Here is a 24,301-nt window from a genome sequence, read left to right as displayed (position 1 = left end):
GTTCGAAGCAGGGAAAATAACGCATGAGGCTACCTTGTATCCATTGCTTCTGGCAACATTAAGTCTCAAATTTTCAACGGGTGGAATATGGCTCGCACAAAACTAAAATTCCGGCTGCATCGGGCAGTGATTGTCCTGTTCTGTCTCGCTTTGTTGGTCGCGTTGATGCAAGGTGCTTCCTGGTTCAGTCAAAACCACCAGCGCCAGCGTAATCCGCAGCTTGAAGAGCTGGCCCGCACCCTGGCACGTCAGGTGACGCTGAACGTTGCGCCGCTGATGCGTACCGACTCGCCGGATGAAAAGCGCATTCAGTCAATACTCAACCAGTTAACAGATGAAAGCCGCATCCTTGACGCAGGCGTATATGACGAACAAGGCGATCTTATTGCCCGCGCAGGCGAAAGCGTAGAAGTACGCGACCGTCTGGCACTCGACGGTAAAAAAGCAGGTGGCTATTTTAACCAGCAAATTGTCGAACCCATTGCGGGGAAAAATGGTCCGCTCGGCTATCTGCGCCTGACGCTCGACACCCACACACTCGCCACCGAAGCCAAACAGGTGGATAACACCACCAACATTTTACGCCTGATGCTGCTGCTCTCGCTGGCAATCGGCGTGGTGCTGACCCGCACGCTATTACAGGGTAAACGCACCCGCTGGCAACAATCGCCCTTCCTGCTAACCGCCAGCAAACCGGTGCCGGAAGAGGAAGAAGGCGAGAAAAAAGAGTGACCCATTACAACAAGAAAGGAAATCGTTATGAATACATTACGCCTGCTTATCTCTGACTCTTACGACCCGTGGTTTAACCTGGCGGTGGAAGAGTGTATTTTTCGCCAGATGCCCGCCACGCAGCGCGTTCTGTTTCTCTGGCGTAACGCCGACACGGTAGTGATTGGCCGCGCACAAAACCCGTGGAAAGAGTGTAATACCCGGCGGATGGAAGAAGATAATGTCCGCCTGGCGCGGCGCAGTAGTGGCGGCGGCGCGGTGTTCCACGATCTCGGTAATACCTGCTTTACCTTTATGGCTGGCAAGCCGGAGTACGATAAAACCATCTCTACGTCAATTGTACTCAATGCACTGAACGCGCTCGGCGTCAGCGCCGAAGCCTCCGGACGTAACGATCTGGTGGTGAAAACAACCGAGGGAGACCGTAAAGTCTCTGGCTCGGCCTATCGCGAAACCAAAGATCGCGGCTTCCACCACGGCACTTTGCTGCTCAATGCCGACCTGAGTCGCCTGGCAAACTACCTCAACCCGGATAAAAAGAAACTGGCGGCGAAAGGCATCACATCGGTACGTTCCCGCGTGACCAATCTGACCGAATTGCTACCGGGAATTACCCATGAGCATGTTTGCGAGGCCATAACCGAGGCCTTTTTCGCCCATTATGGCGAGCGCGTAGCAGCGGAAATCATCTCCCCGGACAAAACGCCAGACTTGCCAAACTTCATCGAAACCTTTGCCCGCCAGAGTAGCTGGGAGTGGAACTTCGGTCAGGCTCCGGCATTCTCGCATCTGCTGGATGAACGCTTTACCTGGGGCGGCGTGGAACTGCATTTCGACGTTGAAAAAGGCCATATCACCCGCGCCCAGGTGTTTACCGACAGCCTCACCCCTGCGCCGCTGGAAGCCCTCGCCGGACGTCTGCAAGGCTGTCTGTACCGCGCGGACATGCTGCAACAGGAGTGCGAAGCGCTGCTGGTTGACTTCCCGGAACAGGAAAAAGAGCTACGGGAGTTGTCAGCGTGGATGGCAGGGGCGGTAAGGTAACTCGCTGATTAAAATATCCAGGGAAGGAAATATGATCGATCTGGAAAACCAGGAACGGGAGATTATCAATTTAATGTTCAGCCAGGGTATATCCTGGCTAACCGCCGTGCGTATCAGGCATAAATTATCGCTTGCTGAAGTAAGTAAAATGTTAGGTATCTCGATTAATACTCTAAAACGAATCGAAAAGACGGAACGGCTTAGCTCAAACATCAAAAGCAAAATGGCAAGAATTTATGGTTGTCCACCAGAGTTGCTGATATGTCCTTCCTGGATGACGGCTGAACATAAATGAATAGATTCGTGAATTGATACTTGAATGGATTTTATTTTCTATCCATATGAAAAATAATAGTAAATCTATAAATCAGTTGCTATTGATGAATAGATACTAAAAAACCGGAGCGGTCTCCCGTTCCGGCTTAACATGACAATCGCCTTTCAGCGAAACACCATTACTCTTTATCGCCCAGCAGAACAGATTCCAGTGCGATTTTGATCATGTCGTTGAAGGTGGTCTGACGCTCTTCGGCAGTGGTCTGCTCGTGAGTGCGGATGTGGTCAGACACGGTGCAGATAGCCAGTGCTTTCGCACCAAATTCTGCAGCCACACCGTAGATACCTGCCGCTTCCATTTCCACGCCGAGGATGCCGTATTTTTCCATCACGTCGAACATTTCGCCGTCCGGAGAGTAGAACAGGTCAGCGGAGAACAGGTTACCAACGCGAGCATCAACGCCCAGTGCTTTTGCCGCATCTACCGCGTTACGCACCATGTCGAAGTCAGCGATAGCGGCAAAGTCATGGTCTTTAAAACGGATGCGGTTAACTTTGGAATCGGTGCAGGCACCCATACCGATAACTACATCACGCAGTTTTACGTGCGGCAGAACTGCACCACAGGAACCTACGCGGATAATTTTCTTCACGCCGAAATCGGTGATCAGTTCTTTGGTGTAGATGGAGCAGGACGGGATACCCATACCGTGTCCCATTACGGAAATTTTGCGGCCTTTGTAAGTACCGGTGAAGCCCAGCATACCGCGAACGTTGTTCACTTCACGGGCATCTTCAAGGAAAGTTTCAGCAATATACTTCGCACGCAGCGGGTCGCCGGGCATCAAAACTACGTCAGCAAAATCGCCCATTTCTGCATTAATGTGTGGAGTAGCCATCGTTTTATCCTTTTTGTGACATATTAAAGGCGGAGTCACTGCTCCGCCCAAATCCATCAGAACATGGCTTTGCCATATTCCATATCAGAAGTACCAAAATATTTTGCCAGAGTCTGACCGATATCTGCGAAGGTTTCGCGGTGCCCCAGCGAACCCGGTTTCACTTTCGGGCCGTAAACCAGTACCGGAATGTGTTCACGCGTGTGGTCAGTACCAGTCCAGGTCGGGTCACAACCGTGGTCGGCGGTGAGGATCAGGATGTCGTCGTCGCGCAGCAGAGACATCAGTTCCGGCAGACGGCGGTCGAACAGTTCCAGACCCGCGGCATAGCCTGCGACGTCGCGACGGTGGCCCCAGGAAGAGTCAAAGTCAACAAAGTTGGTGAAGACGATGGTGTTATCACCCGCTTCCTTCATCTCTTTGATGGTGGCGTCAAACAGCGCATCCAGGCCGGTCGCTTTCACTTTCTTGGTGATACCGCAGTTAGCGTAGATGTCAGCAATTTTACCCACAGAAACAACCTGGCCGTGTTTTTCATCAACCAGTTTTTGCAGCACGGTCGGTGCTGGCGGTTCAACTGCCAGGTCGTGGCGGTTGCCAGTACGCTGGAAGTTACCGGCTTTGTCACCGATAAACGGACGGGCAATAACGCGACCGATGTTGTAGCCGCCGTTGGTCAGCTCTTCACGGGCGATTTCGCACAGTTCGTAGAGTTTATCCAGACCAAACGTTTCTTCGTGGCAGGCAATCTGGAACACTGAGTCAGCGGAGGTATAGAAAATCGGCTTGCCGGTTTTCATGTGCTCTTCGCCCAGTTGATCCAGAATGACCGTACCAGAAGAGTGGCAGTTACCGAGGTAACCCGGCAGGTTAGCGCGTTCAACCAGTTTATCCAGCAGTTCTTGCGGGAAGCTGTTTTCGTGATCGGAGAAGTATCCCCACTCAAACAGAACCGGTACACCGGCGATTTCCCAGTGCCCCGACGGGGTATCTTTACCGGATGACATTTCGTGCGCCCATGCATACGCGCCAATAACTTCAGCGTTGCCGTCCATTCCTGCCGGAATGAAACCGGTAGAACCTTCGTGTGCTTTCGCCAGCCCCAGACGGGTCAGATTTGGCAGATTGAGCGGACCTTTACGACCGTGGTCAGCTTCGCCTTTGGCACAAGCTTCTGCGATATGACCCAGGGTGTCAGCCCCGACGTCACCAAAGCGTTCTGCATCTTCTGTAGCGCCGATGCCGAATGAGTCCAGCACCATAATAAATGCACGTTTCATATGTTCTCCGTACTCAGTGCTTCAAATTTAAATGATCAGATCAGTATACCGTTATTCACTGATACGACGATAGACAGTTGGAGTGCTCTCCGGGGCTTTATCGGCAAGTTTAATTGCCGCTTTCACCGCTTTCGCCGCTTCCTGCCAGGTGGTTTCGTCTTTCGCGTGGATCACCGCCAGTGGGCGCTGACCGTCAACCTGGTCGCCCAGACGCGCCATATCAGTAAAGCCGACGCTGTAATCAATGGTGTCAGATGCCTGACGGCGGCCACCGCCCATCGCAACCACTGCCATCCCCAGCGCACGGGTATCCATTTCACTGACAAAACCTTCGGTATCAGCATAGACTGCTTTCGTCAGCATCGCTGTCGGCAGATACTTCGCGTAGTTCTCAACGAAGTCGGTCGGGCCTTTTTGTGCCGCTACCATACGTCCGAAGACTTCTGCCGCTTTACCGTTGTCCAGCACAGCCTGCAATTTCGCGCGCGCTTCGGCATCATCTTTCGCCAGTTTGCCGGAGGTAAGCATCTCCACGCACAGCGCCATTGTGACGTCAAACAGTCGCGGGTTACGGTATTCACCTGTCAGGAACTGTACCGCTTCACGCACTTCGACCGCGTTACCAGCGCTGGATGCCAGCACCTGGTTCATGTCGGTCAGCAGCGCGGTGGTGCGTACGCCTGCGCCATTTGCCACGCCAACAATCGCTTCGGCAAGGGCTTCAGAGAGTTCATAGGTCGGCATAAACGCGCCGCTACCCACTTTCACGTCCATCACCAGTGCGTCCAGACCTTCCGCCAGTTTCTTCGCCAGGATCGAGGCAGTGATCAGCGGGATTGAGTCAACAGTAGCGGTAATGTCGCGGGTCGCGTAGAAACGTTTATCCGCCGGAGCCAGTGAGCTGGTCTGGCCGATAATTGCTACGCCAACATCTTTAATGATTTCGCGGAAACGGTTGTCATCCGGGAAGATATCGAAGCCAGGGATTGACTCCAGTTTGTCGAGCGTGCCGCCAGTATGACCGAGGCCACGACCGGAGATCATCGGAATGTAGCCGCCGCAGGCAGCGACCATTGGCCCAAGCATCAGCGAAGTGACATCACCGACGCCACCGGTGGAGTGTTTATCAACAATCGGGCCATTCAGATGCAGGCTTTTCCAGTCGAGAACGGTTCCTGAATCTCGCATCGCCATGGTCAGCGAGACACGCTCCGGCATTGTCATATCGTGGAAGAAAATGGTCATCGCGAGGGCGGCAATCTGCCCTTCGGAGATAGTGTTGTCGCGAATGCCGTTGATAAAGAAACGAATTTCTTCATCGCTCAGCGCATGACCATCACGTTTTTTACGAATAATTTCTTGTGCGAGAAACAAGGTAACCTCCCGTGGAATAAGTTTGAAGGCGTTGTTGCCAGATGGCGGATGTTGTTATTGCCTGATGCTGGCAGCTTCTTATCAAGCCTGCATGGCACTCGCCCCGTAGGCCGGATAAGGCATTCACGCCGCATCCGGCATCACTGCTGACAGCCTGATGCGACGCTGACGCGTCTTATCAGGCCTACAGGGGCATCCGGCATCCACCCTCTGGCACAAGGCAGCTTAGTAGCTGCTGGCGCTCTTACCGTCGCCGTGACCCAGCGCTTTCAGCAGGCTTGCCAGCAGGCTGGAAGCGCCAAAGCGATAGTGACGCGCATCTGCCCAGTCAGCACCGAACAGTTCATCGGCAATCGCGAGATATTTCTGCGCATCTTCCGCAGTACGCACGCCGCCCGCCGGTTTGAAACCAACGGTTTTCTCTACGCCCATATCACGGATCACTTCCATCATGATGCGCGCGCTTTCCGGCGTCGCGTTCACTGCCACTTTACCGGTAGAGGTTTTGATGAAGTCAGCACCCGCTTTAATGGAGATTTCAGACGCTTTGCGGATCAGCGCTTCGTCTTTCAGTTCACCGGTTTCGATGATCACTTTCAGCAGCACATTCGCCGCTGCGCAAGCCTCTTTACAGGCTTTCACCAGGTCAAAACCAACCTGCTCGTTACCCGCCATCAGCGCGCGGTACGGGAACACCACGTCAACTTCATCGGCACCGTAAGCAATTGCCGCACGGGTTTCTGCCAGTGCGATTTCGATGTCGTCGTTACCGTGTGGAAAGTTGGTTACCGTAGCAATACGGATTTCCGGGGTACCCTGCTCTTTCAGCGTTTTGCGAGCAATTGGGATAAAGCGAGGATAGATACAGATAGCGGCGGTATTGCCGACCGGAGTTTTGGCCTGATGACACAGGGCGATCACTTTCTCGTCGGTGTCGTCGTCATTCAGGGTAGTCAGGTCCATCAATTTCAGTGCACGCAGGCTGCTTGCTTTCAGATCAGTCATTTCATTCTCCTGGCTTGTCGCCAATAAAATTCACCTTGCGAGTTTGTTAGTATTCTAACATCGACTTCGCAACGCACTTCGATATACATCACAATTAAGAAAATCTACTTACAAATTTGCATTACGGTAATGCGATCTGGTTCAAATAATTCACTTTCAAATGAATGCGTCAGTGGCGGCAAACGCATCAGGATCAAAGTGAACATCACGAAACTTCTTACAATGGCGCATCACCTTCGGCATAAAAGGAAAAGAAGATGCCCACTTCTCATGAAATTGCACTGCAACAACGTTGCCAGCAAATTGTCACCAGCCCGGTACTTAGCCCGGAGCAGAAGCGCCATTTTCTGGCGCTGGAAGCAGAAAACAATCTGCCTTACCCGGAGCTGCCTGCCGAAGCCCGCCGTGCGCTGGATGAAGGTATAATCTGCGATATGTTTGAAGGTCATGCGCCGTACAAACCGCGCTATGTCTTACCCGATTACGCCCGTTTTCTGGCCAACGGTTCTGAATGGCTGGAGCTGGAAGGCGCCAAAGATCTTGATGATGCGCTCTCCCTGCTGACCATTCTTTATCACCATGTCCCGTCAGTCACATCGATGCCGGTCTACCTTGGGCAATTGGATGCGTTGTTGCAACCATATGTGAAAATTCTAACACAGGACGAGATTGATATTCGAATAAAACGTTTCTGGCGTTATCTCGACAGAACCCTGCCAGACGCCTTTATGCACGCCAATATCGGCCCGTTCGATTCCCCCATCACTCGTGCAATACTGCGCGCAGATGCCGAGTTGAAGCAGGTTTCACCGAATCTGACCTTTATCTACGATCCCGAAATCACTCCTGATGACCTGCTGCTGGAAGTGGCGAAGAACATCTGTGAATGTAGCAAACCGCACATCGCCAATGGTCCGGTACATGATAAAATTTTCACAAAAGGGGGCTACGGGATTGTGAGCTGCTACAACTCACTGCCGCTGGCCGGTGGTGGCAGCACGCTGGTGCGCCTTAACCTGAAGGCCATTGCTGAACGTAGTGAGTCGCTGGATGACTTTTTTACGCGCACTCTACCGCACTACTGCCAGCAGCAGATCGCCATCATCGATGCGCGGTGTGAATTCCTCTATCAACAATCACACTTCTTTGAGAATAGCTTCCTGGTGAAAGAAGGGTTGATTGATCCTGAACGTTTTGTGCCGATGTTTGGCATGTACGGGCTGGCAGAAGCGGTTAACTTGCTGTGCGAGAAAGAAGGGATTGCCGCGCGCTACGGTAAAGAAGCCGCCGCAAATGAAGTGGGTTATCGCATCAGCGCGCAACTGGCGGAGTTTGTCGCCAATACTCCCGTAAAATATGGCTGGCAAAAACGCGCCATGTTACACGCACAGTCGGGGATCAGTTCTGATGTTGGCACCACACCGGGGGCGCGCTTGCCGTATGGCGATGAGCCAGATCCGATCACCCATCTGCAAACCGTCGCTCCACATCATGCATATTACTACTCCGGGATCAGCGACATTCTGACGCTCGACGAAACCATCAAGCGTAATCCGCAGGCACTGGTGCAGCTTTGCCTCGGTGCCTTTAAAGCCGGAATGCGCGAATTTACTGCCAACGTCAGCGGTAACGATTTGGTTCGTGTTACCGGTTATATGGTGCGTTTGTCAGATTTAGAAAAATATCGCGCCGAAGGCTCACGTACCAACACCACATGGCTGGGCGAAGAAGCTGCACGTAACACTCGTATTCTGGAACGCCAACCGCGCGTGATAAGCCATGAACAGCAGATGCGCTTTAGTCAGTAAGATCATCCCCTTCTCCTGCGTTGACGGGCCAGGCAGTCGTCTGGCTCTGTTTTTACAGGGCTGTAATCTGCGCTGCAAAAATTGCCACAATCCGTGGACGATGGGGCGCTGTAATGATTGCGGGGAGTGCGTGCCGCAGTGTCCACATCAGGCGTTGCAGATTGTCGACAGCAAAGTGGTGTGGAGCGTTGCGGTCTGTGAGCAGTGCGATACCTGCCTGAAGATGTGCCCACAACACGCCACGCCGATGGCACAATCGATGAGTGTGGACGAAGTGCTTAGTCATATCCGCAAAGTGGTGCTGTTTATCGAAGGGATAACGGTGAGCGGCGGCGAAGCCACGACCCAGCTCCCGTTTATGGTGGCACTGTTTACTGCCATCAAAAGCGATCCACAACTGCACCACCTTACCTGTCTGGTGGACAGCAACGGCATGTTGAGCGAAACCGGCTGGGAAAAATTACTCCCGGTGTGCGACGGCGCGATGCTCGATCTTAAAGCGTGGGATAGCGCCTGCCATCAACAGTTAACCGGACGCGATAATCAACAGATTAAGCACAGTATCTGTTTGCTTGCAGAGCGCGGTAAACTGGCGGAACTGCGTTTGCTGGTAATCCCCAATCAGGTGGATTATTTGCAGCATATTGATGAATTGGCAGCGTTTATCAGGCAACTTGGTGACGTTCCTGTACGGCTGAACGCGTTTCATGCGCACGGTGTGTATGGAGAAGCGCAAAACTGGCCGAGCGCCACGCCGGAAGATGTTGAGCAGTTGGCTGGCGCGTTAAAGGAGCGTGAGGTGAGTCGATTGATATTTCCGGCGCTGTATTTGTGACATGCCGGTGGCACAGGCCAGTAGGCATGACAAGACGCGTCAGCGTCGCATCCGGCATTGTGCGCCAACTGCCAGATACGGCGTGAACGCCTTACCCGTCCTACGGCACGTTAAACATCGCATATGTGTTATTACGCAACGCTTCAGCAATCTCATCTTCTGCTTCCGGACGTAACTCGCACAGCACGGCAAACACCCGGGCGGCCTGTTCCGGGCGGTTGGGCTGCCCCTGAAAACCGTTGAGCGGCATATCCGGCGCGTCGGTTTCCAGTAACAACGACGCCAGTGGCAGTTTCGCTATTACATCGCGAGTTTTACTGGCGCGTGGATAAGTGATGGTGCCGCCTACACCGATTTTGTAGTTCAATTGTACAAACCGTTCGGCCTGTTGCAGGCTGCCGGAAAAACCGTGGACTACGCCAGTGCGTGGCAAATCGTGGCGTTTAAGGTGCATCGCCAGTTTGTCATGAGTACGGCGCGAATGGAGGATCACCGGCAGATCATAGCGTTTCGCCAGTTTCAGTTGTTCGTCGAGCAACCACTGTTGGTGATCGAATTGTGGATCATCGCCAAAGAGATCCAGACCGATCTCCCCCACTGCCACCACCTTTGCGGGACGTCTTTCCAGCGCCTGCTGTAACTGTTCCAGCGACTCATCGGTGTGTTGATCCAACATCCCTGGGTGTAGCCCTAACGCGGCGTACAGCGGTTGATAATTTTCCGCCAGCGCCAACACGCGGGCAAAGTTTGCCGCCTCGGTTGCCGGAACAATGATCTTGCCTACGCCCGCTTGTGCCGCGCGTTGCAGGCTGGACTCTTCATCGCCACGAAACGGCGGAAAATCAAAATGACAGTGGGTATCGATAAAACGGCAAATCAAGCCAGATCCTCATTATTAAATGTCGGGTCATTCGCCTGCGGAGCGTCACTCACCCCGGCAACCAGCGTATCGTTGGCGACTGGCGCAGGCGGAATGACGATCGATTCAGGCGTCGCCGCGGGCACCAGATGGCGGGTAAGCGGCGCTTTTTCGGTTAGCATTTTACCGACGGTTGCCAGAAAATAACGACCGCATAAACGCCCGAGTTTATAGTCATCGCGCAGCGCCGGAAGCCGACTTCCCAGGGCGATACTATGCAGCGGCTTCGGCGGATAAATTTCGAATATCCGCAGCTTGCCCGGTGGTTTTTCAATAAATTGCTGGATGTCACGATAACTGGTTTCATGGTGCTGCACCAAATTCACCAGCGGTTGCAGGCTACTGTCGCCCAGCCAGCGTTCCATGCGTTTAAACCACTGCGGTGTGTAATACATTTGCGACGGCACAGTGCGGATCACCACCAGCGTTTTCGCTCCTTGTCTTGCCGCTTCCTTAACCGGGATCGCATCGCTGACGCCACCATCAAAATAGTTAATTCCATCAAGTGAAACTCCGGTGCGATAAAAACCAGGAATCGCACTTGAGGCGCGAATCAAATCCAGCCAGTTTTGTTTGGTCGGCAAAAAGTAGTTCGGCGTGTAATCGTCCTGACGACAGGCACACATATAAAACGATTTGCCGCTCTCAAACAGCCGCGCGGCGGTATCCATCTGCAACGGCATCTGGCTGGCCGTCGCCTCTATCAGCCAGTCCAGATCGATAAGATTTCCGCCACGCACAAAACGCACTGGATCGAAAAATTCGCGTTTTGTGGTATAGCGCATGATGACTTTGCGGGCGTAACCAGGCTGGTTACAAATATACGCCGAAAGGTTCTGCGCCCCGGCAGACGTGCCAAAATAAAGATCGAAAGGATTAAACTGCGCGCGCATAAACTCATCCAGCACGCCAGCCGTGAAGATACCGCGTTGCCCACCGCCTTCGCACACCAGCGCAATACGCCCGGGCTGGAACGGCCTTAGCGACAACGGCGCAATATTACCAAGCGTTACAGGTATTCGCTGCCCCACCTCTGCCTTCCTGTTTTTTTAATGTGAAAGACTGACAAAGTAACGCAATTTATTATTCGCTAAAACCGTAAAAGCCAGTCCGCTGGACTGGCTTTGTATAAAATTTTCTTAATGGTCTGAAATCTAGGGTCGTTTTCGGCCCATGAACAAACTCACCAGGAACAGAATAATCCCGACGACAAAGACAATTTTTGCTGCACCTGCAGCAGTACCGGCCAGACCACCAAACCCAAGTGCGGCGGCGATTAACGCGATAACCAGAAATATGATGCCCCAACGAAACATAAGCGTCTCCTTTACCATAGTTAATGTCACCGCTTGATATGAGCGTGCAAATCACTCAATGCGATATTTTTAGTGTGGTGCACATCGCGCCTCCCGACAAAGTTCGGGAGGACGAATTACGACGAATTACTTAGTTTTCAGATCATTTTTAACGCTTTTCACACCATCTACCGCTTTAGCGATACTTTCAGCACGGTCGCTTTGTGCCTGGGAATCAACAGTACCGGAGAGCTGAACCACGCCGTCGGTGGTTTCAACTTTCACATGACGGGAAGGGACGATATCGTCTGCCAGCAGTTTGGCTTTGATTTCACTGGTGGTGGCGGTATCACCTGCGTAACCCTTCACAGAGCCTTCTTTAGCGTCGCGAACGTGCAGTTTGTCGCTGACAGAGGTCACACCCTCAACCCCTTTAGCCACTTTCACGGCCTCTTCAGCCTGTGCCTGGCTTTCAACAAATCCGCTCAGAGTCACGACTTTTTGATCGGTTTTAACAGAGATATCGGTGCTTTTGATGTTGTCATGATCCACCAGAGCCGCCTTCACTTTCGCAGTGATGGCGCTGTCATCCATGAAATTACCGACTTTATTCATAGAGCTATCGACTTTTTGCCCTGCGGTTTCGTTGGTGGTCTGCGCGTTGTTTTCCGCAAAAGCAGAGCCTGTCGCCACGGCAGAGGTCAACATTACGGCCAGCAGCGTTTTCGAAATCTTCAGTTTTGTCATAGTCATCGATGTATTCCTGTATGTTTGCTCATAATTTGAGCCTGGCAACACGAGGTTGCATTGCTGAAAGGGAGAGACTTCACCCTGTACAGAAGTCAATGGTCGCCATCACAAAAGCGATGAGTGATGAATAACGACCATCACAGCCTCTGGATCAGTTATTAATATCAATAGAATGACATTTAACGGTTTTAAATACTGATATCCACGAATTGAACGGTATTTAAAGCCGTCACAAATGTCATCACTTTGTTAAATATAGATCACAATTTTGAAACCGCTCGCCGCATCGGCTAAAAAACGCGCAAACATAAGCAAAAGCGAATGTTTTAAGAACATTCCGCAAGCGGCTAATAAGGAAGGGAAAGTGACAGGGCGCAGCGGTTGCCGCGCCCTTGAGGCAAGAATTAATGTTCGCGAGTCTGGTGGAACTGAACATCCGGGTAACGCTCTTGCGCTAAGCGCAAGTTCACCATGCTGGTAGCGATGTAAGCGAGGTTGTCGCCGCCATCAAGCGCCAGTTGGCTTTCGTTCTTACGCTTGAACTCTTCGAATTTCTTCGCGTCCGCACATTCTACCCAACGGGCGGTGGCAACGTTGACCGACTCGTACACGGCTTCAACGTTGTATTCGCTCTTCAGGCGCGATACCACCACATCAAACTGCAGCACACCAACCGCACCTACGATCAGGTCGTTGTTGGAGAGCGGACGGAACACCTGTACCGCGCCCTCTTCGGAAAGCTGTACCAGCCCTTTGAGCAGTTGTTTTTGCTTCAGCGGATCTTTCAGGCGGATACGGCGGAACAGTTCTGGTGCGAAGTTCGGAATACCGGTGAACTTCATCATCTCGCCCTGGGTAAAGGTGTCGCCAATCTGAATAGTGCCGTGGTTGTGCAGACCAAGGATATCGCCCGGATAAGCTTCTTCAACGTGCGAACGGTCGCCCGCCATAAAGGTCAATGCGTCGGAAATCACCACGTCTTTCGCGGTACGCACCTGGCGCAGTTTCATGCCTTTTTCATATTTACCGGACACGACTCGCATAAACGCCACGCGGTCGCGGTGTTTCGGGTCCATGTTGGCCTGAATTTTAAATACGAAGCCGGTAAATTTGTCTTCGCTCGCCTCTACAGTGCGAGTATCTGTCTGACGCGACATCGGCGCAGGCGCCCACTCCACCAGCCCGTCCAGCATATGATCCACGCCGAAGTTACCCAGCGCAGTACCAAAAAATACCGGGGTGATTTCACCTGCAAGGAACAGCTCTTTGTCGAACTCGTTAGATGCGCCTTTCACCAGTTCCAGTTCATCACGCAGTTGTTGCGCCAGATCTTCACCAACAGCAGCATCGAGATCCGGGTTGTTCAGCCCTTTAACAATGCGCACTTCCTGAATGGTGTGACCTTTACCGCTCTGATAGAGATACGTTTCATCTTTATAAAGATGGTAAACGCCTTTAAACAGCTTGCCGCAGCCAATCGGCCAGGTGATCGGCGCACAACCGATTTTCAGCTCGTTTTCAACTTCATCGAGCAATTCCATCGGGTCGCGGATATCACGGTCAAGTTTGTTCATAAAGGTGAGGATCGGCGTATCGCGCAGACGGGTAACTTCCATCAGCTTGCGGGTACGATCTTCTACACCTTTTGCGGCGTCGATCACCATCAGGCAGCAGTCCACTGCAGTCAGTGTACGATAGGTATCTTCCGAGAAGTCTTCGTGCCCCGGGGTGTCGAGCAGGTTAACCAGGCAATCCTTATAAGGGAACTGCATCACAGAAGTGGTAATAGAGATACCACGCTGCTTTTCCATCTCCATCCAGTCCGACTTCGCGTGCTGGTTAGAGCCACGGCCTTTTACTGTACCGGCGGTCTGAATGGCCTGTCCGAACAGCAACACCTTCTCGGTAATAGTGGTCTTACCTGCGTCCGGGTGAGAAATAATTGCAAAGGTTCTTCTTTTCGCTACCTCTGCGGCCAAAAGGCTTGTCATAATTGTTGTCTCTTTAATTATGTACAATCATATGTACAAAGAAAAATTCATGCCGCTGATTGTACATTTTGGAGGTATCAGAGCATAGCAGAACATGATCAGTAGGTGTATTTGTAGCCAAAGAACATTTGTACATGCAGCAATCTTTGTTCTATTGACACTGTTTATTCATACAGTTAAAAATAATACTGTATACAAACACAGTGTAGAGGGACTTTTATGCGTATTGAAATCTGCATAGCCAAAGAAAAAATGACTAAAATGCCAACCGGTGCTGTGGATGCGTTAAAGGAAGAATTAACCCGACGCATCAGTAAACGTTATGACGATGTAGAGGTGATCGTAAAAGCCACCAGCAACGATGGCCTTTCTGTTACACGCACCGCAGATAAGGATTCTGCAAAAACTTTTGTTCAGGAGACTCTGAAAGATACCTGGGAATCTGCTGACGAGTGGTTTGTTCACTAATTAACACGTAAAATCGGTAACGGCTGGAAATCATTCAATACTCGCACTATCGAAAGTTCGCCAGCCAGCCGCAGCACGTTCTTGCATACGACGTGCCTGCGGTTTCCGAGACCGTTCTAACCGTCATACTTACACATCAACTTAGCGCCCATCCAGAGAAATTATCTTTTTTGCATTCCGAAGATTCAAAGAGTTAGCCTAATTTTCCAGATAGTTTTCTCGACAAATCTGAGGTATTTTGGTTATCGATACAGTGCTTTGGCTGAGGAACAGCATTAAATTCAACCATTTTATTCATAGGGATTAAAATGCAAGATACAGACGTTTACGTATACATAGGCGATGTTCACCGCTCTGGTCATCACGACATCACCAAAGCGATTAAAGAAAGAAAAACTAACCATGGTTTACAAAAAAATGTTCTTTTTTGCGTCGCTACCTATGGCGGTGATCCCAGCGCAGGATATAGAATTGGCCGCGCTTTGCAACACAACTATGAGCACATCACCGTTCTAGTTGTTGGCCCTTGCAAAAGTGCTGGAACATTGATGGCTGTCGCCGCTCATAAGCTCGTGATTGGTGATATGGGTGAGCTTGGCCCTCTAGATATCCAACTTAAGAAAAATGATGAGATCGGCGAATTGAGCTCGGGCCTTGTTATCGCAACGGCGATTGATGAAATAAAAGAGTGCGCTATTTCGACCTTTAGATCATACGTACTTGATATAAAGTACAGAAACCAAATTAGCACAAAGATGTCTGCAGATATTGCTGCTAAGCTTACTGAAGCAATCATATCGCCGATGGCCTCACAGATAGACCCTATCAAACTCGGGGAGCATCAGCGAGCAATGAACATAGCGCTTTCCTATGGGGAACGTTTGAATAGTCACTCGAAAAATCTTAAGGAAAGCTCATTAGGCAAGTTGATCGCTGGATATCCAGCCCATGGTTTTGTGATAGACCGTAAAGAGGCGAGGGAACTATTCAACCATGTTGAGAGTCCTACAGATTTTGCAGCCAACCTGTACGAAGTTCTTGGTGAAATGATTTCGTCAGGCGAAATCTCTATCTTCGACAAACCGATGATTAAAGATTTAACTCCTAAAAAACAATATGAAACAACTAACGCAGAGGAAGATTCCCATGACAACAGCAGAATTCAGGAAGGAGATGAAATCTCTGACCAAAATTCAGGAAGAGCAGAACCGCCAAGGGATGAACCTGTCCAGGGAGGCGATGGAAAACATGCGGAAACTGAAGAAGAGGCTGGAACCTTACCAGCAGAGCAACCAGATGAAGGCACTCAGTGAATATTGTAGTTTCTGATTGAGGACCTCGGCTACTACGCCGGGGTTTCTTTTTACATCACTGGACAGTCATTAAACTCCGTATTCCTAACATCATTATGATGTACGTGATTGCTCCGAAGATTGAGTGTGAATAATTGTAGCCACCACCATCATCTGGCAGCGCTTCCGTTCTTCAGATTTATTAGGTGGGACCAAGGGTGAGTACGATATCGCTTAATCCTGAAACTCAATTTCAGCCAAGCCCCCCATCACATAAAAGAAAAAACGCCCCATCGACGTGCTGATATCAATAGCATCCGTTAGGCTGCGAAAATTAACGCCACGTTCGCGCAACTCCTCAACCAGAATGACCAGATGCCGCATACTACGCCCCAGCCGATCCAGCTTCCAGACAACCAGAGTGTCACCTTCCGATAATGTCCTGAGCAGTTTTTTCAGTCCCGGCCTTTCAGACTTTGTACCGCTTATCTTGTCTTCAAAAATCAGCTCGCATCCTGCACAGTTCAGCGCATTACGCTGTAGATCTGTGTTCTGGTCATTTGTTGACACACGTACATAGCCAATAAGCATGGTAGATCTCCCTGACAAAAGCAGGAATGATGCCATTTGCTCGTTATTTCTGCATTTTCATAAACGTTGGTTTGGGAGAAGGCTCTGCATTACCTGTTGGTGTGCCTGTTCCGTGGCCTTCCGCCACTCCGCCGACAGGCTGGCTGAAATGCAATGGTGCGGCTTTTTCTGCTGAAGAATACCCGGAACTGGCAAAGGCTTACCCGACAAATAAATTGCCTGATTTACGCGGTGAGTTTATTCGTGGCTGGGATGACGGACGTGGAGTGGATAACGGAAGGGGATTATTAACGCTTCAGGACGGTGCGATTGTCAGTCATAACCACTATTGGGGAATCTGGACTTCACGAACTAACGACCAGACTCTGGAAAGTTTTACAGGCACCACGATTTTAAAACAAATCACGCCCCTGTCTCCGGCCATTGACTTCGATAATTACCCAATTCCCAACCAGGCTATTACAGAGGGTGGTGTTGTTGCGGCAACGACTAAACCTGCAGGTGCGAATGAAACACGCCCACGAAATGTCGCTTTTAACTATATTGTGAGGGCTGCATAATGAATAACGCAGAATTAAACAGTGAATTAATTGCCACTATGGCAGGAGAAATTACTGTTTATAACTTTGATGTCATGAGTCGGGAATATATTTCAGCTTCAACTGAATATCTTGCTATTGGTGTCGGCATTCCGGCATATTCCTGTTTAGATGCCCCAGGCGCATACAAAGCTGGTTATGCAATCTGCCGATCTGCAGATTTTAACTCATGGGAATATGTGCCAGACCATCGCGGTGAAATCGTCTTTAGCACCGAAACAGGAGAATCAAAAGAAATCACAGTTCCGGGTGATTACCCTGATAATACAACCACTATCGCCCCGTTAACGCCATACGATAAATGGGATGGTGAGAAATGGGTGACGGATACCGAGGCACAGCATAGCGCCGCAGTAGACGCGGCAGAAGCACAACGTCAGTCACTGATTGATACTGCAATGGCTTCCATTAGTCTGATTCAACTGAAATTGCAGGCCGGACGGAAGTTGACGCAGGCAGAAACAACCCGACTTAACGCCGTGCTGGATTACATTGACGCGGTGACGGTAACAGATACCAGCACCGCGCCGGATATCATCTGGCCTGAACTGCCGGAGGCGTAGGCCATTCAATATCTGGCGCACTGGAAGTATCGACCAGCTCCAGTGCGTCCAGATAATCCAGCCACAAATTATATTGCGCCAGTTCCTCACCTTTCAGACGACCAATAGCTGCTTTACCTGGCCATTGCCTGTTATTCATGTGCTCATTGGCAGTATCTATGCGCCGCTGACGCTCGTATTCTGCCATCTTTATCAGTTCTTCAGGTGCCAGTGGCGGAATATCACTCCATACGGGATAACCATCATCACCCGCAATCCTCATTTTTCCCTCCGGTGGCTTCTGAAATGCAGCAAAAGTCTCTTCATCAACTTCCACGCCTTTTTCGGGCCACATCCCTGCCGCCTCATAGTCTGCCTGCATTGCTAATGGATAAAATGCGTTAGTTACTGCGTCGTATAAATATTTCATTTTTATCTTCCTATTGCTATCCAGTTGGCACCAGCTCCTTTGACAGCCCCCTGACGCGATGACGCGAGATAAAAACCATAGTTATTTATCTTACTTGTCGAGAATGCCGGGCAGTCTTCTGCACTGGTTGGCGTATCGAAAGAACATGCGACGCGATAATCATCGGTAAAAGGTATCGGGAAATTAACAGCAGTTGGGTAGCCAGCAGAGCCTGAAATGTTCGTACCAAACTGCATGATGGTGCCGTCAGGAAATTTCACCCAGCCAGGACCTGATGTGAAATTAGCCATTGTCGGAACCTGATTATCCCCATTTCCCAAGTTTGCTGTTGCTGCTGAGCCAAGCCCTAAATTTGCTCGTGCGTCAGCAGCTGTGGTCGCGCCGGTTCCGCCCTGACTAAGCGCTAGAGCCATTGGCGTTCCGATATTGTTAAGTACGCCCCATGCACCACTATCATTCACAAACAGCCGATAGTTATCGCTTTGTGAAGTAATGTATGTGTCAACTAAGCCTTGTACTAAACGATTGACGCCAAGGTTACTACGCGCTTCTGCCAGAGAAGTCCCGCCAGTTCCCCCCTTAGACAGAGGTACTGTGTTCTCCGTTGCCACATCTCCCAGACCAAGATTACTACGCGCGCTGGCAGCATCTTTTGCACCTGTACCGCCAGATGATAATTGCAGTGCAATAGTCCCTGCTTGGGGATTTATTGAATATGCCCCCCATCCATCATTCTGCACAAAAACATAAGATTTTTTGTCTGGTGACCAAATGCGTGTTTCGTTAGTGTCCTGATCACATCTTTCTAAACCAAGATTTTCGAGAGCCGTTTTCACCGTGCCATCCGATTTGATATCACCAAACGGATTCTTGCGGCTTAACAGCAGCGCGCGAAGCGCGGTAAGTAGCTGGTTGTGCCGCCCCTTCTCCAGGCTGGCACCGGAAGCCTCCACCACGCTGCAAAGTTCCTCCTGCAACATGTCAAAGTAGTCATCATCCAGATCGGTGGCAGGTGTGCCGGTCTGGGGGTTACCACGGGTAAAACCGTTCTTACCCGCGCCGAACTTATCCTTCTGCGCGGTTTTCGTGTCTATACGATGCATGGATTACTCCGGATATTTAAAAATTACGTAGGTATGCGAAGGGCAGAGTTTGTTAAGTACACACTCGACAACGGTGTTGCCCCAGATACGCAGCGCGGAATCACAGGGATCGCCACATGTCATCCAGGTGGTGTTGGTGGCAGCTGGCATGTTGACCTGCCAGTAATACCGCCATTCCGGCGCGTTCACAGCGTCAGTACAGGCCGATGAGCAGGTGAACGTGCTTTTGTCGTATCGCGTGATGGTAGCGTCTGGTCTGCCCAGGGCAGCAAGCTGTGCAAGGTAAAAATCCTCATTGATGCCGCCCGCCAGGTTAACCTTCGCATCCAGTCGTTGCTGACGCTGGCGAAGGGGCTGTGTCCCTGCGGGAATACATTCATCCGGCAGGCCGCACAGACGCTCCCAGCGATTTATCAGTTCGGTGGTGGTGCGCGGATCCAGCTCCCGCATCAGGGCATCCGCACGCTGATGAACACGGGTTAATGACGGTGCCGCACCAGCAATCGCCGGATCGCTGGCTGACCACGCCGGACCGGGCGGCAACAGTGCCGATAACAGGCGGATGTAATCATCGTTTGTCACGTCCATGAAATCGTCCCCAGTACCGCCAGTTCGTTTTTCGCAATGGAGATATTGTCCACCGGTGCAAGCAACTGATGGCTGTATTCCCCGTTCGCACCGGAAATCGCCTCACTGATACGCGATACCTTCAGTTCTCCCTGCGGATAACCATCACGCAGCAGGAACGAACGCAACTCCGCGGTAATGGCAGCCCGTATTTCCGGTGTGTCCGGCGTCACGCGGATATGAAAATCCACCGTATGTGCCACCGGCCTGAATACATACAAATCAGAGCCTGCCACCGGGGCCAGTGGCCCGATATGTTGTCTTGCTGCCGTTTCCGTTGATTCTTCCGGAATGGGATTAATCAGGTCACTGCTGGCAATCATCACACCGACAGTTCCCGTTCCCATCCAGTGACGGTATGTCCATGCGCGGGTAATGCCGGGCACTTCTTTAGCCCAGACGACATAGTCCCCGTCAGCCCCGCCCTGCGGCGTCCAGTAATACCGCTCAATGACGCGGGCGCGCCACGTTTCCAGCTCTTCAGTATCAAATCCACCTGTCAGGGTATCTGCCACGCCGGAAGACGGCAGACCATTAACCGGCGTGACCAGGATTAATGACGTACCGTCGTCAGCGTTACCGACCGCGCCTGCACTTGAGCAGGCGATCGGCACGCGCAGGACACCACCGGAGCTGGTTGCATCGGCAGTTGCCGTGTACTGAACCAGGTCATCGCGCTGAATAACACTCCCGGCGGTCACCTTCAGGCCATCGCTGACACCTTCCCAGCGCATATACCCGCTGGCAGCCGTGGCCCCCTTGCGCGGACACCGTTTCATCGCAGCATGTCGCGCCAGCCAGGACTCATCGCACAGGTCAGGCAGCATGTTCATTGCCAGATAATCGATGTACCCGTAAACCGTATGCAGCGCCGCCGCATACACCTTTGCCCGCACGTCTTCATCCATGCGCCGGAGCGTGTCGCTGACGTCCAGCCTGGCGAATAAATCGTTACGGAGCATACTGATATTTTCTGCCAGCGTCGGGCGCTGAAATTCACTGTCCGCCATGCGTTATCGCACTCCACAGATCATCAAAAGAAATCATTACCGGTCCGTCACGACGCCAGAGAGTGATACTGTTACCCAGTTCATTAATCCCGGTGCGGCGGATATCCAGATCAATACGGGACACCACGCCGTCATCAATCATCCATTGCAGGCATTCGCGGATATACCCCCTTACTGTCTGCACCAGCTGATTGGTCAGTTTGCTGCGCTGAAGCAGCCACAGTCGGGAGCCGTAACGGTCATTCTGTACCGCAGGCCAGGTATCCCCCCACCATCCCATCGGGACGTCGGCGTTGTCATCAGGCTCCGCCCGCCGCCAGGTAAACAGGGAAATCACCACGGCGCGGGTCAGCGGATCCAGCGGTGCGCTGGCGCAGGTGCGTTTACCGTTCACCGTCAGCCACAGTTCCATCATGCCTCCATCGCTTTATCAGGTTTGTCGGTGTTACTGCCCTGACCGTTCTCTCTGTGACGATGCCCGTTATAGGCAAGCCGCATCGCTGACATGGTGGTGCCGCCGGAGTCGCACAGGTCTTTCACCTGTCCTGTCACTTCCAGGTCCATTTCAAAACGTGCCTTAGGCGCATTGCGAAACGTGATCGTTTTACCTGCACCGTCCACCACGATCCCCTCCCGGGTCAGCGTCACGGACTGCCCCTGATCGTCATAGACCGCCACCTCCCCCGTCTGCAGCCCTTTCAGGCGGTAGCGACGGTCCGACACCGTAACAACCACCGCATGAGAACGGTCGCCATCCGGAAACAACACCACCGCTTCCGCACCGCTGTTTGCCCTTGCGGTAAAACCGTAGGGTTCAAGATGTTCAACCCCGGCTTTGGGTTCACCGGCAATCAGGGACACATCCACGGTCTGACATTTCGTGGCGGCACTGATGCTTTTCACCACGGCCCGCCCAATCAGGCCGAGGAGTTGTCGCTGCATGGCTTCAATCGTCCTCATCAGAACGGGTCCTCCTGTACTCTGGCTTTTTTCTTTTTCCGCGCGCCGGGGGCTTCGGGTTCAGGCAGATAAGCATCAGGTGGGCCGACACGGATTTCCGTCAGGGTGCCGTTCTGGTCCTGAGTAAACGTGACTTCCGAAACAAGCAGTTCGGTATTGTCGAAACCACAGACCGGATCAAAGACAATCACCCGCTGGTTGGGCTGCCACAGCGTACCGTTACCCTGTCGCCAGCCCTGCACCACATAGGTGGTTTCATCCGTCCGCGCCGCCCGTTGTCGGGCTTCAAAGTCCGCACGGGCAATACAGCCTGCCCCCGTAGCCTGCCCTGTCTGCCTGATATACATCGGACGGTAACGGGCAATAAATGCGTCCTCTGTGCGGGCCCGCAGCGCGGTGGTGGTGGCCTCACCGAAATCATCGTCGTTTCCGGCACGCTGCCCCGCCACCTGGTAAACTGAAAACCGCTCCCGGATACTCTTCTCCGTATCACAGGAAAGGATGTTTTCCCCGAGTACCAGTGCAGTATGTGCCCGCGTTGAGCCAATACCGCCAATCACCAGCCTGCCGTGCGGGTCGTCGTAAGCCAGTGCCTGCTGCTGACCGAGTATTTTGTTGATTACCTCAATCACCGTTTCACCGTGATCAGGCTGAACATCAGGAATAACACCCGACGGCGCACCGCTGTTCACCACCTCAATGCCGAAAGGCGCAGCAAGCGCCTGCGCAATCTGCACCAGCGAGCGTCCGTTAAACTGTGTCGGTTCGGCTGCACAGTCAATCAGGTCAGCCGTCAGACTGCGTCCGGCAATACCGGTACTGACCGAACGGGCATCGTAACGAACGGGCGTCGCCTCCACCCAGCCGGTGATCACCAGCTCATCACCAATCAGCACCTCCACTTTTGAACCGTTTTTAATGCGCGGCTGAAGCGTGGTGATACCCTCATCTCCCGGCCACTGGCGGGTGATCTCCACACTGAAATCCCGCGCCAGCCGTTCAATACCGGCACCGATGCGCACCGATGTCCAGCCATTCCACTCCCGGCCATTTACCCGTAGCGTGACATTGTCGTTCATTGCACTGGCACCTTCAGAGGGATCACCGGCACAAAGCCGGGATGCGTAATGGCATTACGCCGGATAATGTCCGCGTCACGCGCCGCGTTATCAAACCAGGTCGCCGCCAGCACCAGCGCGGGTAAAACCTCATCCGGTGTGCGCTGAATGATCCGTGCAGACTGTTCAAGGCGCGTGTTGATATCCGCATTCAGATCTGCTTTCACCCGGCGCAGCGCCAGAAACAGCGCATCGCTGGTTGTACGGGACAACTCCTTATCAATTGCCGTATTCAGTGTGTCGCGAATGTCAGTCAGTTCTTCCCACGTCGGCAGGTCAACCGTGTTTTTCACCGCCGGTGCATTGTTCAGTGCCGGATGCGTGACGGAAGGCCAGCCAGTGCTCTGCGCGGGTGTTGTTGCCTGCCCCACTGCGGAATTCTGCATCACCGCGGAAGTTGTTGGCGCAGGCAATCGGGTGACGGTATACGCCGCTTCGCTGATTGCGGTCGTACGAAGGGTGCTGGCAACCACGTTACGCTGCTGCGTCGCCGTGGCGGTGGTTTTACTGTCCGTTTTCCAGACGCCGCGCGGTTGCAGATCGCTGCCGAGGCTGACACCGGAAAGCGTTTTGATCATGGTGACCAGGTCGCTGGCGTTACCATAAAGGCGTTTCCCGGTACGCCACATTTTCTGCACCTGCTCAACGAAATTTTTGCCTGACGATGGCGGCGGCAGAAGTACCGAGATATCCCCCTGCAACAGCCTGGCGGCATCCGATACGGCAGAATCCACCACTTTCATCGCATCAGAAACATACCCCAGCATTATGCTGGCATTACCGATAACGTCGTTCTGCACGAAATCCGCCACACCATCGATACTGAAACCGCTGAAGCTGTCACTGATGCAGTCATCCAGTGCAGAACAGGATGACATCAGCGTCTGCGCCGTCGCCGCACCTGATGTGGGGTAAGAGAGTTCTCCTGCTTCGACAAACTTCAGGTCAAAGCGGACAATACGCCCTTCACTTTTCGATGTGCTGACCCGAACTTCCCCGTCAACACAGACTTTCAGCTCACCATATGTCGGGTGGACAAGCGTGCCGGGACCGGGTTTATTCAGCGCTTCAATCAGGCGATCGCGCTGGTCAAAGCAGTCATCTCCCACCACATAAGCTGTGATGGACGGGCGGAAAGTGACTTTTCCCAGATCTTCGGTATAGGGCTTGTCGCGGTTCGGGTATTCATGTGTTTCCACACGGCGACCGGTTCCCGCACTTTCTTCTTCAACCTTAAACGGCACACCTCGAAATGATGCTTCAAGTAGCTTTTCACGCCAGCCACTTCGAGAATCAGAGGATAGGTACGAAGAAATATGAGAAAAATCCATGGCGTCACCTCAAATAAAAACC

At 52.2% G+C, this 24,301-nt stretch carries 25 protein-coding genes and 3 pseudogenes; 9 read left to right on the top strand and 19 right to left on the bottom strand.

Features of this window, described 5'->3' with window-relative positions:
* The first annotated feature begins 87 nt into the window (after window positions 1-87).
* The 3 genes from A31E_RS25980 to A31E_RS01080 are packed head-to-tail and all read left to right on the top strand — an operon-like array spanning window position 88 to window position 2,071.
* The gene (locus A31E_RS25980) at window positions 88-732 is read left to right on the top strand and encodes a YtjB family periplasmic protein (protein ID WP_000124620.1); all 645 of its coding nucleotides are present in this window, start codon (window positions 88-90) and stop codon (window positions 730-732) included.
* Between the two features lie 27 nt (window positions 733-759).
* The gene (lplA, locus tag A31E_RS25975; protein WP_016249584.1) at window positions 760-1,776 is read left to right on the top strand and encodes a lipoate--protein ligase; all 1,017 of its coding nucleotides are present in this window, start codon (window positions 760-762) and stop codon (window positions 1,774-1,776) included.
* A gap of 31 nt (window positions 1,777-1,807) precedes the next feature.
* Entirely contained in the window at window positions 1,808-2,071 is a 264-nt protein-coding gene (locus A31E_RS01080; protein WP_016249583.1) for a helix-turn-helix domain-containing protein, read from the top strand.
* Window positions 2,072-2,231: 160 nt separating this feature from the next.
* On the opposite strand, the gene deoD is transcribed toward A31E_RS01080, so the two are convergent.
* From deoD to deoC, 4 genes are all read right to left on the bottom strand, one after another.
* A complete protein-coding gene (gene deoD, locus A31E_RS01085) occupies window positions 2,232-2,951 on the bottom strand; it encodes a purine-nucleoside phosphorylase (protein ID WP_000224878.1) in 720 nt (239 codons plus the stop codon).
* 56 nt (window positions 2,952-3,007) lie between these two features.
* A complete protein-coding gene (deoB, locus tag A31E_RS01090; protein WP_000816460.1) occupies window positions 3,008-4,231 on the bottom strand; it encodes a phosphopentomutase in 1,224 nt (407 codons plus the stop codon).
* Between the two features lie 51 nt (window positions 4,232-4,282).
* Window positions 4,283-5,605 carry a thymidine phosphorylase gene (gene deoA, locus A31E_RS01095; RefSeq protein WP_000477830.1) on the bottom strand — a complete coding sequence of 441 codons (1,323 nt, stop codon included), beginning with the start codon at window positions 5,603-5,605 and terminating at the stop codon, window positions 4,283-4,285.
* A 225-nt stretch (window positions 5,606-5,830) separates the two neighbouring features.
* A complete protein-coding gene (deoC, locus tag A31E_RS01100) occupies window positions 5,831-6,610 on the bottom strand; it encodes a deoxyribose-phosphate aldolase (RefSeq protein WP_001295412.1) in 780 nt (259 codons plus the stop codon).
* Window positions 6,611-6,867: 257 nt separating this feature from the next.
* Here deoC and A31E_RS01105 point away from each other — a divergent pair, with 257 nt between their 5' ends.
* Both A31E_RS01105 and A31E_RS01110 read left to right on the top strand, forming a co-directional pair.
* The gene (locus A31E_RS01105; RefSeq protein WP_001143195.1) at window positions 6,868-8,418 is read left to right on the top strand and encodes a YjjI family glycine radical enzyme; all 1,551 of its coding nucleotides are present in this window, start codon (window positions 6,868-6,870) and stop codon (window positions 8,416-8,418) included.
* On the top strand, window positions 8,390-9,253 hold the full coding sequence (locus tag A31E_RS01110; protein ID WP_001517705.1) for a YjjW family glycine radical enzyme activase: 864 nt from the start codon (window positions 8,390-8,392) through the stop codon (window positions 9,251-9,253). The genes A31E_RS01105 and A31E_RS01110 overlap by 29 nt, the downstream gene beginning before the upstream one ends.
* 100 nt (window positions 9,254-9,353) lie before the next feature.
* Here A31E_RS01110 and A31E_RS01115 read toward each other — a convergent pair whose 3' ends face one another.
* The 5 genes from A31E_RS01115 to prfC form a co-directional block, all read right to left on the bottom strand.
* Complete coding sequence (locus A31E_RS01115) at window positions 9,354-10,133, bottom strand: metal-dependent hydrolase (RefSeq protein ID WP_000563020.1); 780 nt, start codon at window positions 10,131-10,133, stop codon at window positions 9,354-9,356.
* Complete coding sequence (locus tag A31E_RS01120; protein ID WP_000531526.1) at window positions 10,130-11,203, bottom strand: patatin-like phospholipase family protein; 1,074 nt, start codon at window positions 11,201-11,203, stop codon at window positions 10,130-10,132. Before A31E_RS01120 ends, A31E_RS01115 begins: the two co-directional genes overlap by 4 nt.
* 123 nt (window positions 11,204-11,326) lie before the next feature.
* The gene (locus tag A31E_RS01125; RefSeq protein WP_000490275.1) at window positions 11,327-11,488 is read right to left on the bottom strand and encodes a DUF1328 domain-containing protein; all 162 of its coding nucleotides are present in this window, start codon (window positions 11,486-11,488) and stop codon (window positions 11,327-11,329) included.
* Between the two features lie 126 nt (window positions 11,489-11,614).
* Complete coding sequence (gene osmY / locus A31E_RS01130; RefSeq protein ID WP_000178899.1) at window positions 11,615-12,220, bottom strand: molecular chaperone OsmY; 606 nt, start codon at window positions 12,218-12,220, stop codon at window positions 11,615-11,617.
* A 401-nt stretch (window positions 12,221-12,621) separates the two neighbouring features.
* On the bottom strand, window positions 12,622-14,208 hold the full coding sequence (gene prfC, locus A31E_RS01135; protein WP_016249582.1) for a peptide chain release factor 3: 1,587 nt from the start codon (window positions 14,206-14,208) through the stop codon (window positions 12,622-12,624).
* Window positions 14,209-14,427: 219 nt separating this feature from the next.
* On the opposite strand from prfC, the gene A31E_RS01140 reads away from it, so the two are divergent.
* Both A31E_RS01140 and A31E_RS01145 read left to right on the top strand, forming a co-directional pair.
* Window positions 14,428-14,676, top strand: coding sequence for a DinI-like family protein (locus tag A31E_RS01140; RefSeq protein WP_001217553.1), 249 nt, complete (start codon window positions 14,428-14,430; stop codon window positions 14,674-14,676).
* A gap of 308 nt (window positions 14,677-14,984) precedes the next feature.
* Window positions 14,985-15,989: an SDH family Clp fold serine proteinase gene (locus A31E_RS01145; protein WP_001766808.1), complete on the top strand. Its 1,005-nt coding sequence runs from the start codon at window positions 14,985-14,987 to the stop codon at window positions 15,987-15,989.
* Between the two features lie 50 nt (window positions 15,990-16,039).
* Here the strand turns inward: A31E_RS01145 and A31E_RS25965 are convergent.
* Together A31E_RS25965 and A31E_RS0123390 are read right to left on the bottom strand one after the other, a co-directional pair.
* A pseudogene (locus A31E_RS25965) lies at window positions 16,040-16,213 on the bottom strand (LexA family transcriptional regulator); the annotation flags it as partial.
* 1 nt (window position 16,214) lies between these two features.
* Window positions 16,215-16,559: pseudogene (locus A31E_RS0123390) on the bottom strand (recombinase family protein); the annotation flags it as partial.
* A gap of 26 nt (window positions 16,560-16,585) precedes the next feature.
* Between A31E_RS0123390 and A31E_RS01150 the strand changes: the two are divergent.
* Together A31E_RS01150 and A31E_RS01155 are read left to right on the top strand one after the other, a co-directional pair.
* On the top strand, window positions 16,586-17,119 hold the full coding sequence (locus tag A31E_RS01150) for a phage tail protein (RefSeq protein ID WP_187415624.1): 534 nt from the start codon (window positions 16,586-16,588) through the stop codon (window positions 17,117-17,119).
* Window positions 17,119-17,721 carry a tail fiber assembly protein gene (locus A31E_RS01155; protein ID WP_001057696.1) on the top strand — a complete coding sequence of 201 codons (603 nt, stop codon included), beginning with the start codon at window positions 17,119-17,121 and terminating at the stop codon, window positions 17,719-17,721. The genes A31E_RS01150 and A31E_RS01155 overlap by 1 nt, the downstream gene beginning before the upstream one ends.
* On the opposite strand, the gene A31E_RS01160 is transcribed toward A31E_RS01155, so the two are convergent.
* The 8 genes and pseudogenes from A31E_RS01160 to A31E_RS01190 all read right to left on the bottom strand — a co-directional run bounded on the left by A31E_RS01160 (window position 17,693) and on the right by A31E_RS01190 (window position 24,279).
* Entirely contained in the window at window positions 17,693-18,130 is a 438-nt protein-coding gene (locus A31E_RS01160) for a tail fiber assembly protein (protein ID WP_016249579.1), read from the bottom strand. The two genes, A31E_RS01155 and A31E_RS01160, sit on opposite strands and share 29 nt — an antisense overlap.
* Before the next feature lie 806 nt (window positions 18,131-18,936).
* Window positions 18,937-19,233 (bottom strand): annotated as a pseudogene (gene stfP, locus A31E_RS0123380) (protein StfP); the annotation flags it as partial.
* A gap of 3 nt (window positions 19,234-19,236) precedes the next feature.
* On the bottom strand, window positions 19,237-19,821 hold the full coding sequence (locus tag A31E_RS01165; protein WP_016249577.1) for a YmfQ family protein: 585 nt from the start codon (window positions 19,819-19,821) through the stop codon (window positions 19,237-19,239).
* Window positions 19,812-20,870, bottom strand: coding sequence for a baseplate J/gp47 family protein (locus A31E_RS01170; RefSeq protein ID WP_000785308.1), 1,059 nt, complete (start codon window positions 20,868-20,870; stop codon window positions 19,812-19,814). Before A31E_RS01170 ends, A31E_RS01165 begins: the two co-directional genes overlap by 10 nt.
* Window positions 20,857-21,282, bottom strand: coding sequence for a phage GP46 family protein (locus A31E_RS01175; RefSeq protein ID WP_000424732.1), 426 nt, complete (start codon window positions 21,280-21,282; stop codon window positions 20,857-20,859). The genes A31E_RS01170 and A31E_RS01175 overlap by 14 nt, the downstream gene beginning before the upstream one ends.
* A complete protein-coding gene (locus tag A31E_RS01180; protein ID WP_001522208.1) occupies window positions 21,282-21,830 on the bottom strand; it encodes a phage baseplate assembly protein V in 549 nt (182 codons plus the stop codon). Before A31E_RS01180 ends, A31E_RS01175 begins: the two co-directional genes overlap by 1 nt.
* Window positions 21,830-22,909, bottom strand: a complete 1,080-nt coding sequence (locus A31E_RS01185) for a phage baseplate assembly protein (RefSeq protein ID WP_000999510.1) — start codon at window positions 22,907-22,909, stop codon at window positions 21,830-21,832. The genes A31E_RS01180 and A31E_RS01185 overlap by 1 nt, the downstream gene beginning before the upstream one ends.
* Window positions 22,906-24,279 carry a DNA circularization protein gene (locus tag A31E_RS01190; RefSeq protein WP_016249576.1) on the bottom strand — a complete coding sequence of 458 codons (1,374 nt, stop codon included), beginning with the start codon at window positions 24,277-24,279 and terminating at the stop codon, window positions 22,906-22,908. Before A31E_RS01190 ends, A31E_RS01185 begins: the two co-directional genes overlap by 4 nt.
* Between the last annotated feature and the right edge of the window lie 22 nt (window positions 24,280-24,301).

The organism is Escherichia sp. KTE159 (assembly GCF_000408805.1).
Taxonomy (GTDB): Bacteria; Pseudomonadota; Gammaproteobacteria; order Enterobacterales; family Enterobacteriaceae; genus Escherichia; species Escherichia marmotae.
The sequence above is the reverse complement of the archived record's forward strand: the minus strand, read 5'-3'. Positions and strand labels throughout refer to the sequence as shown.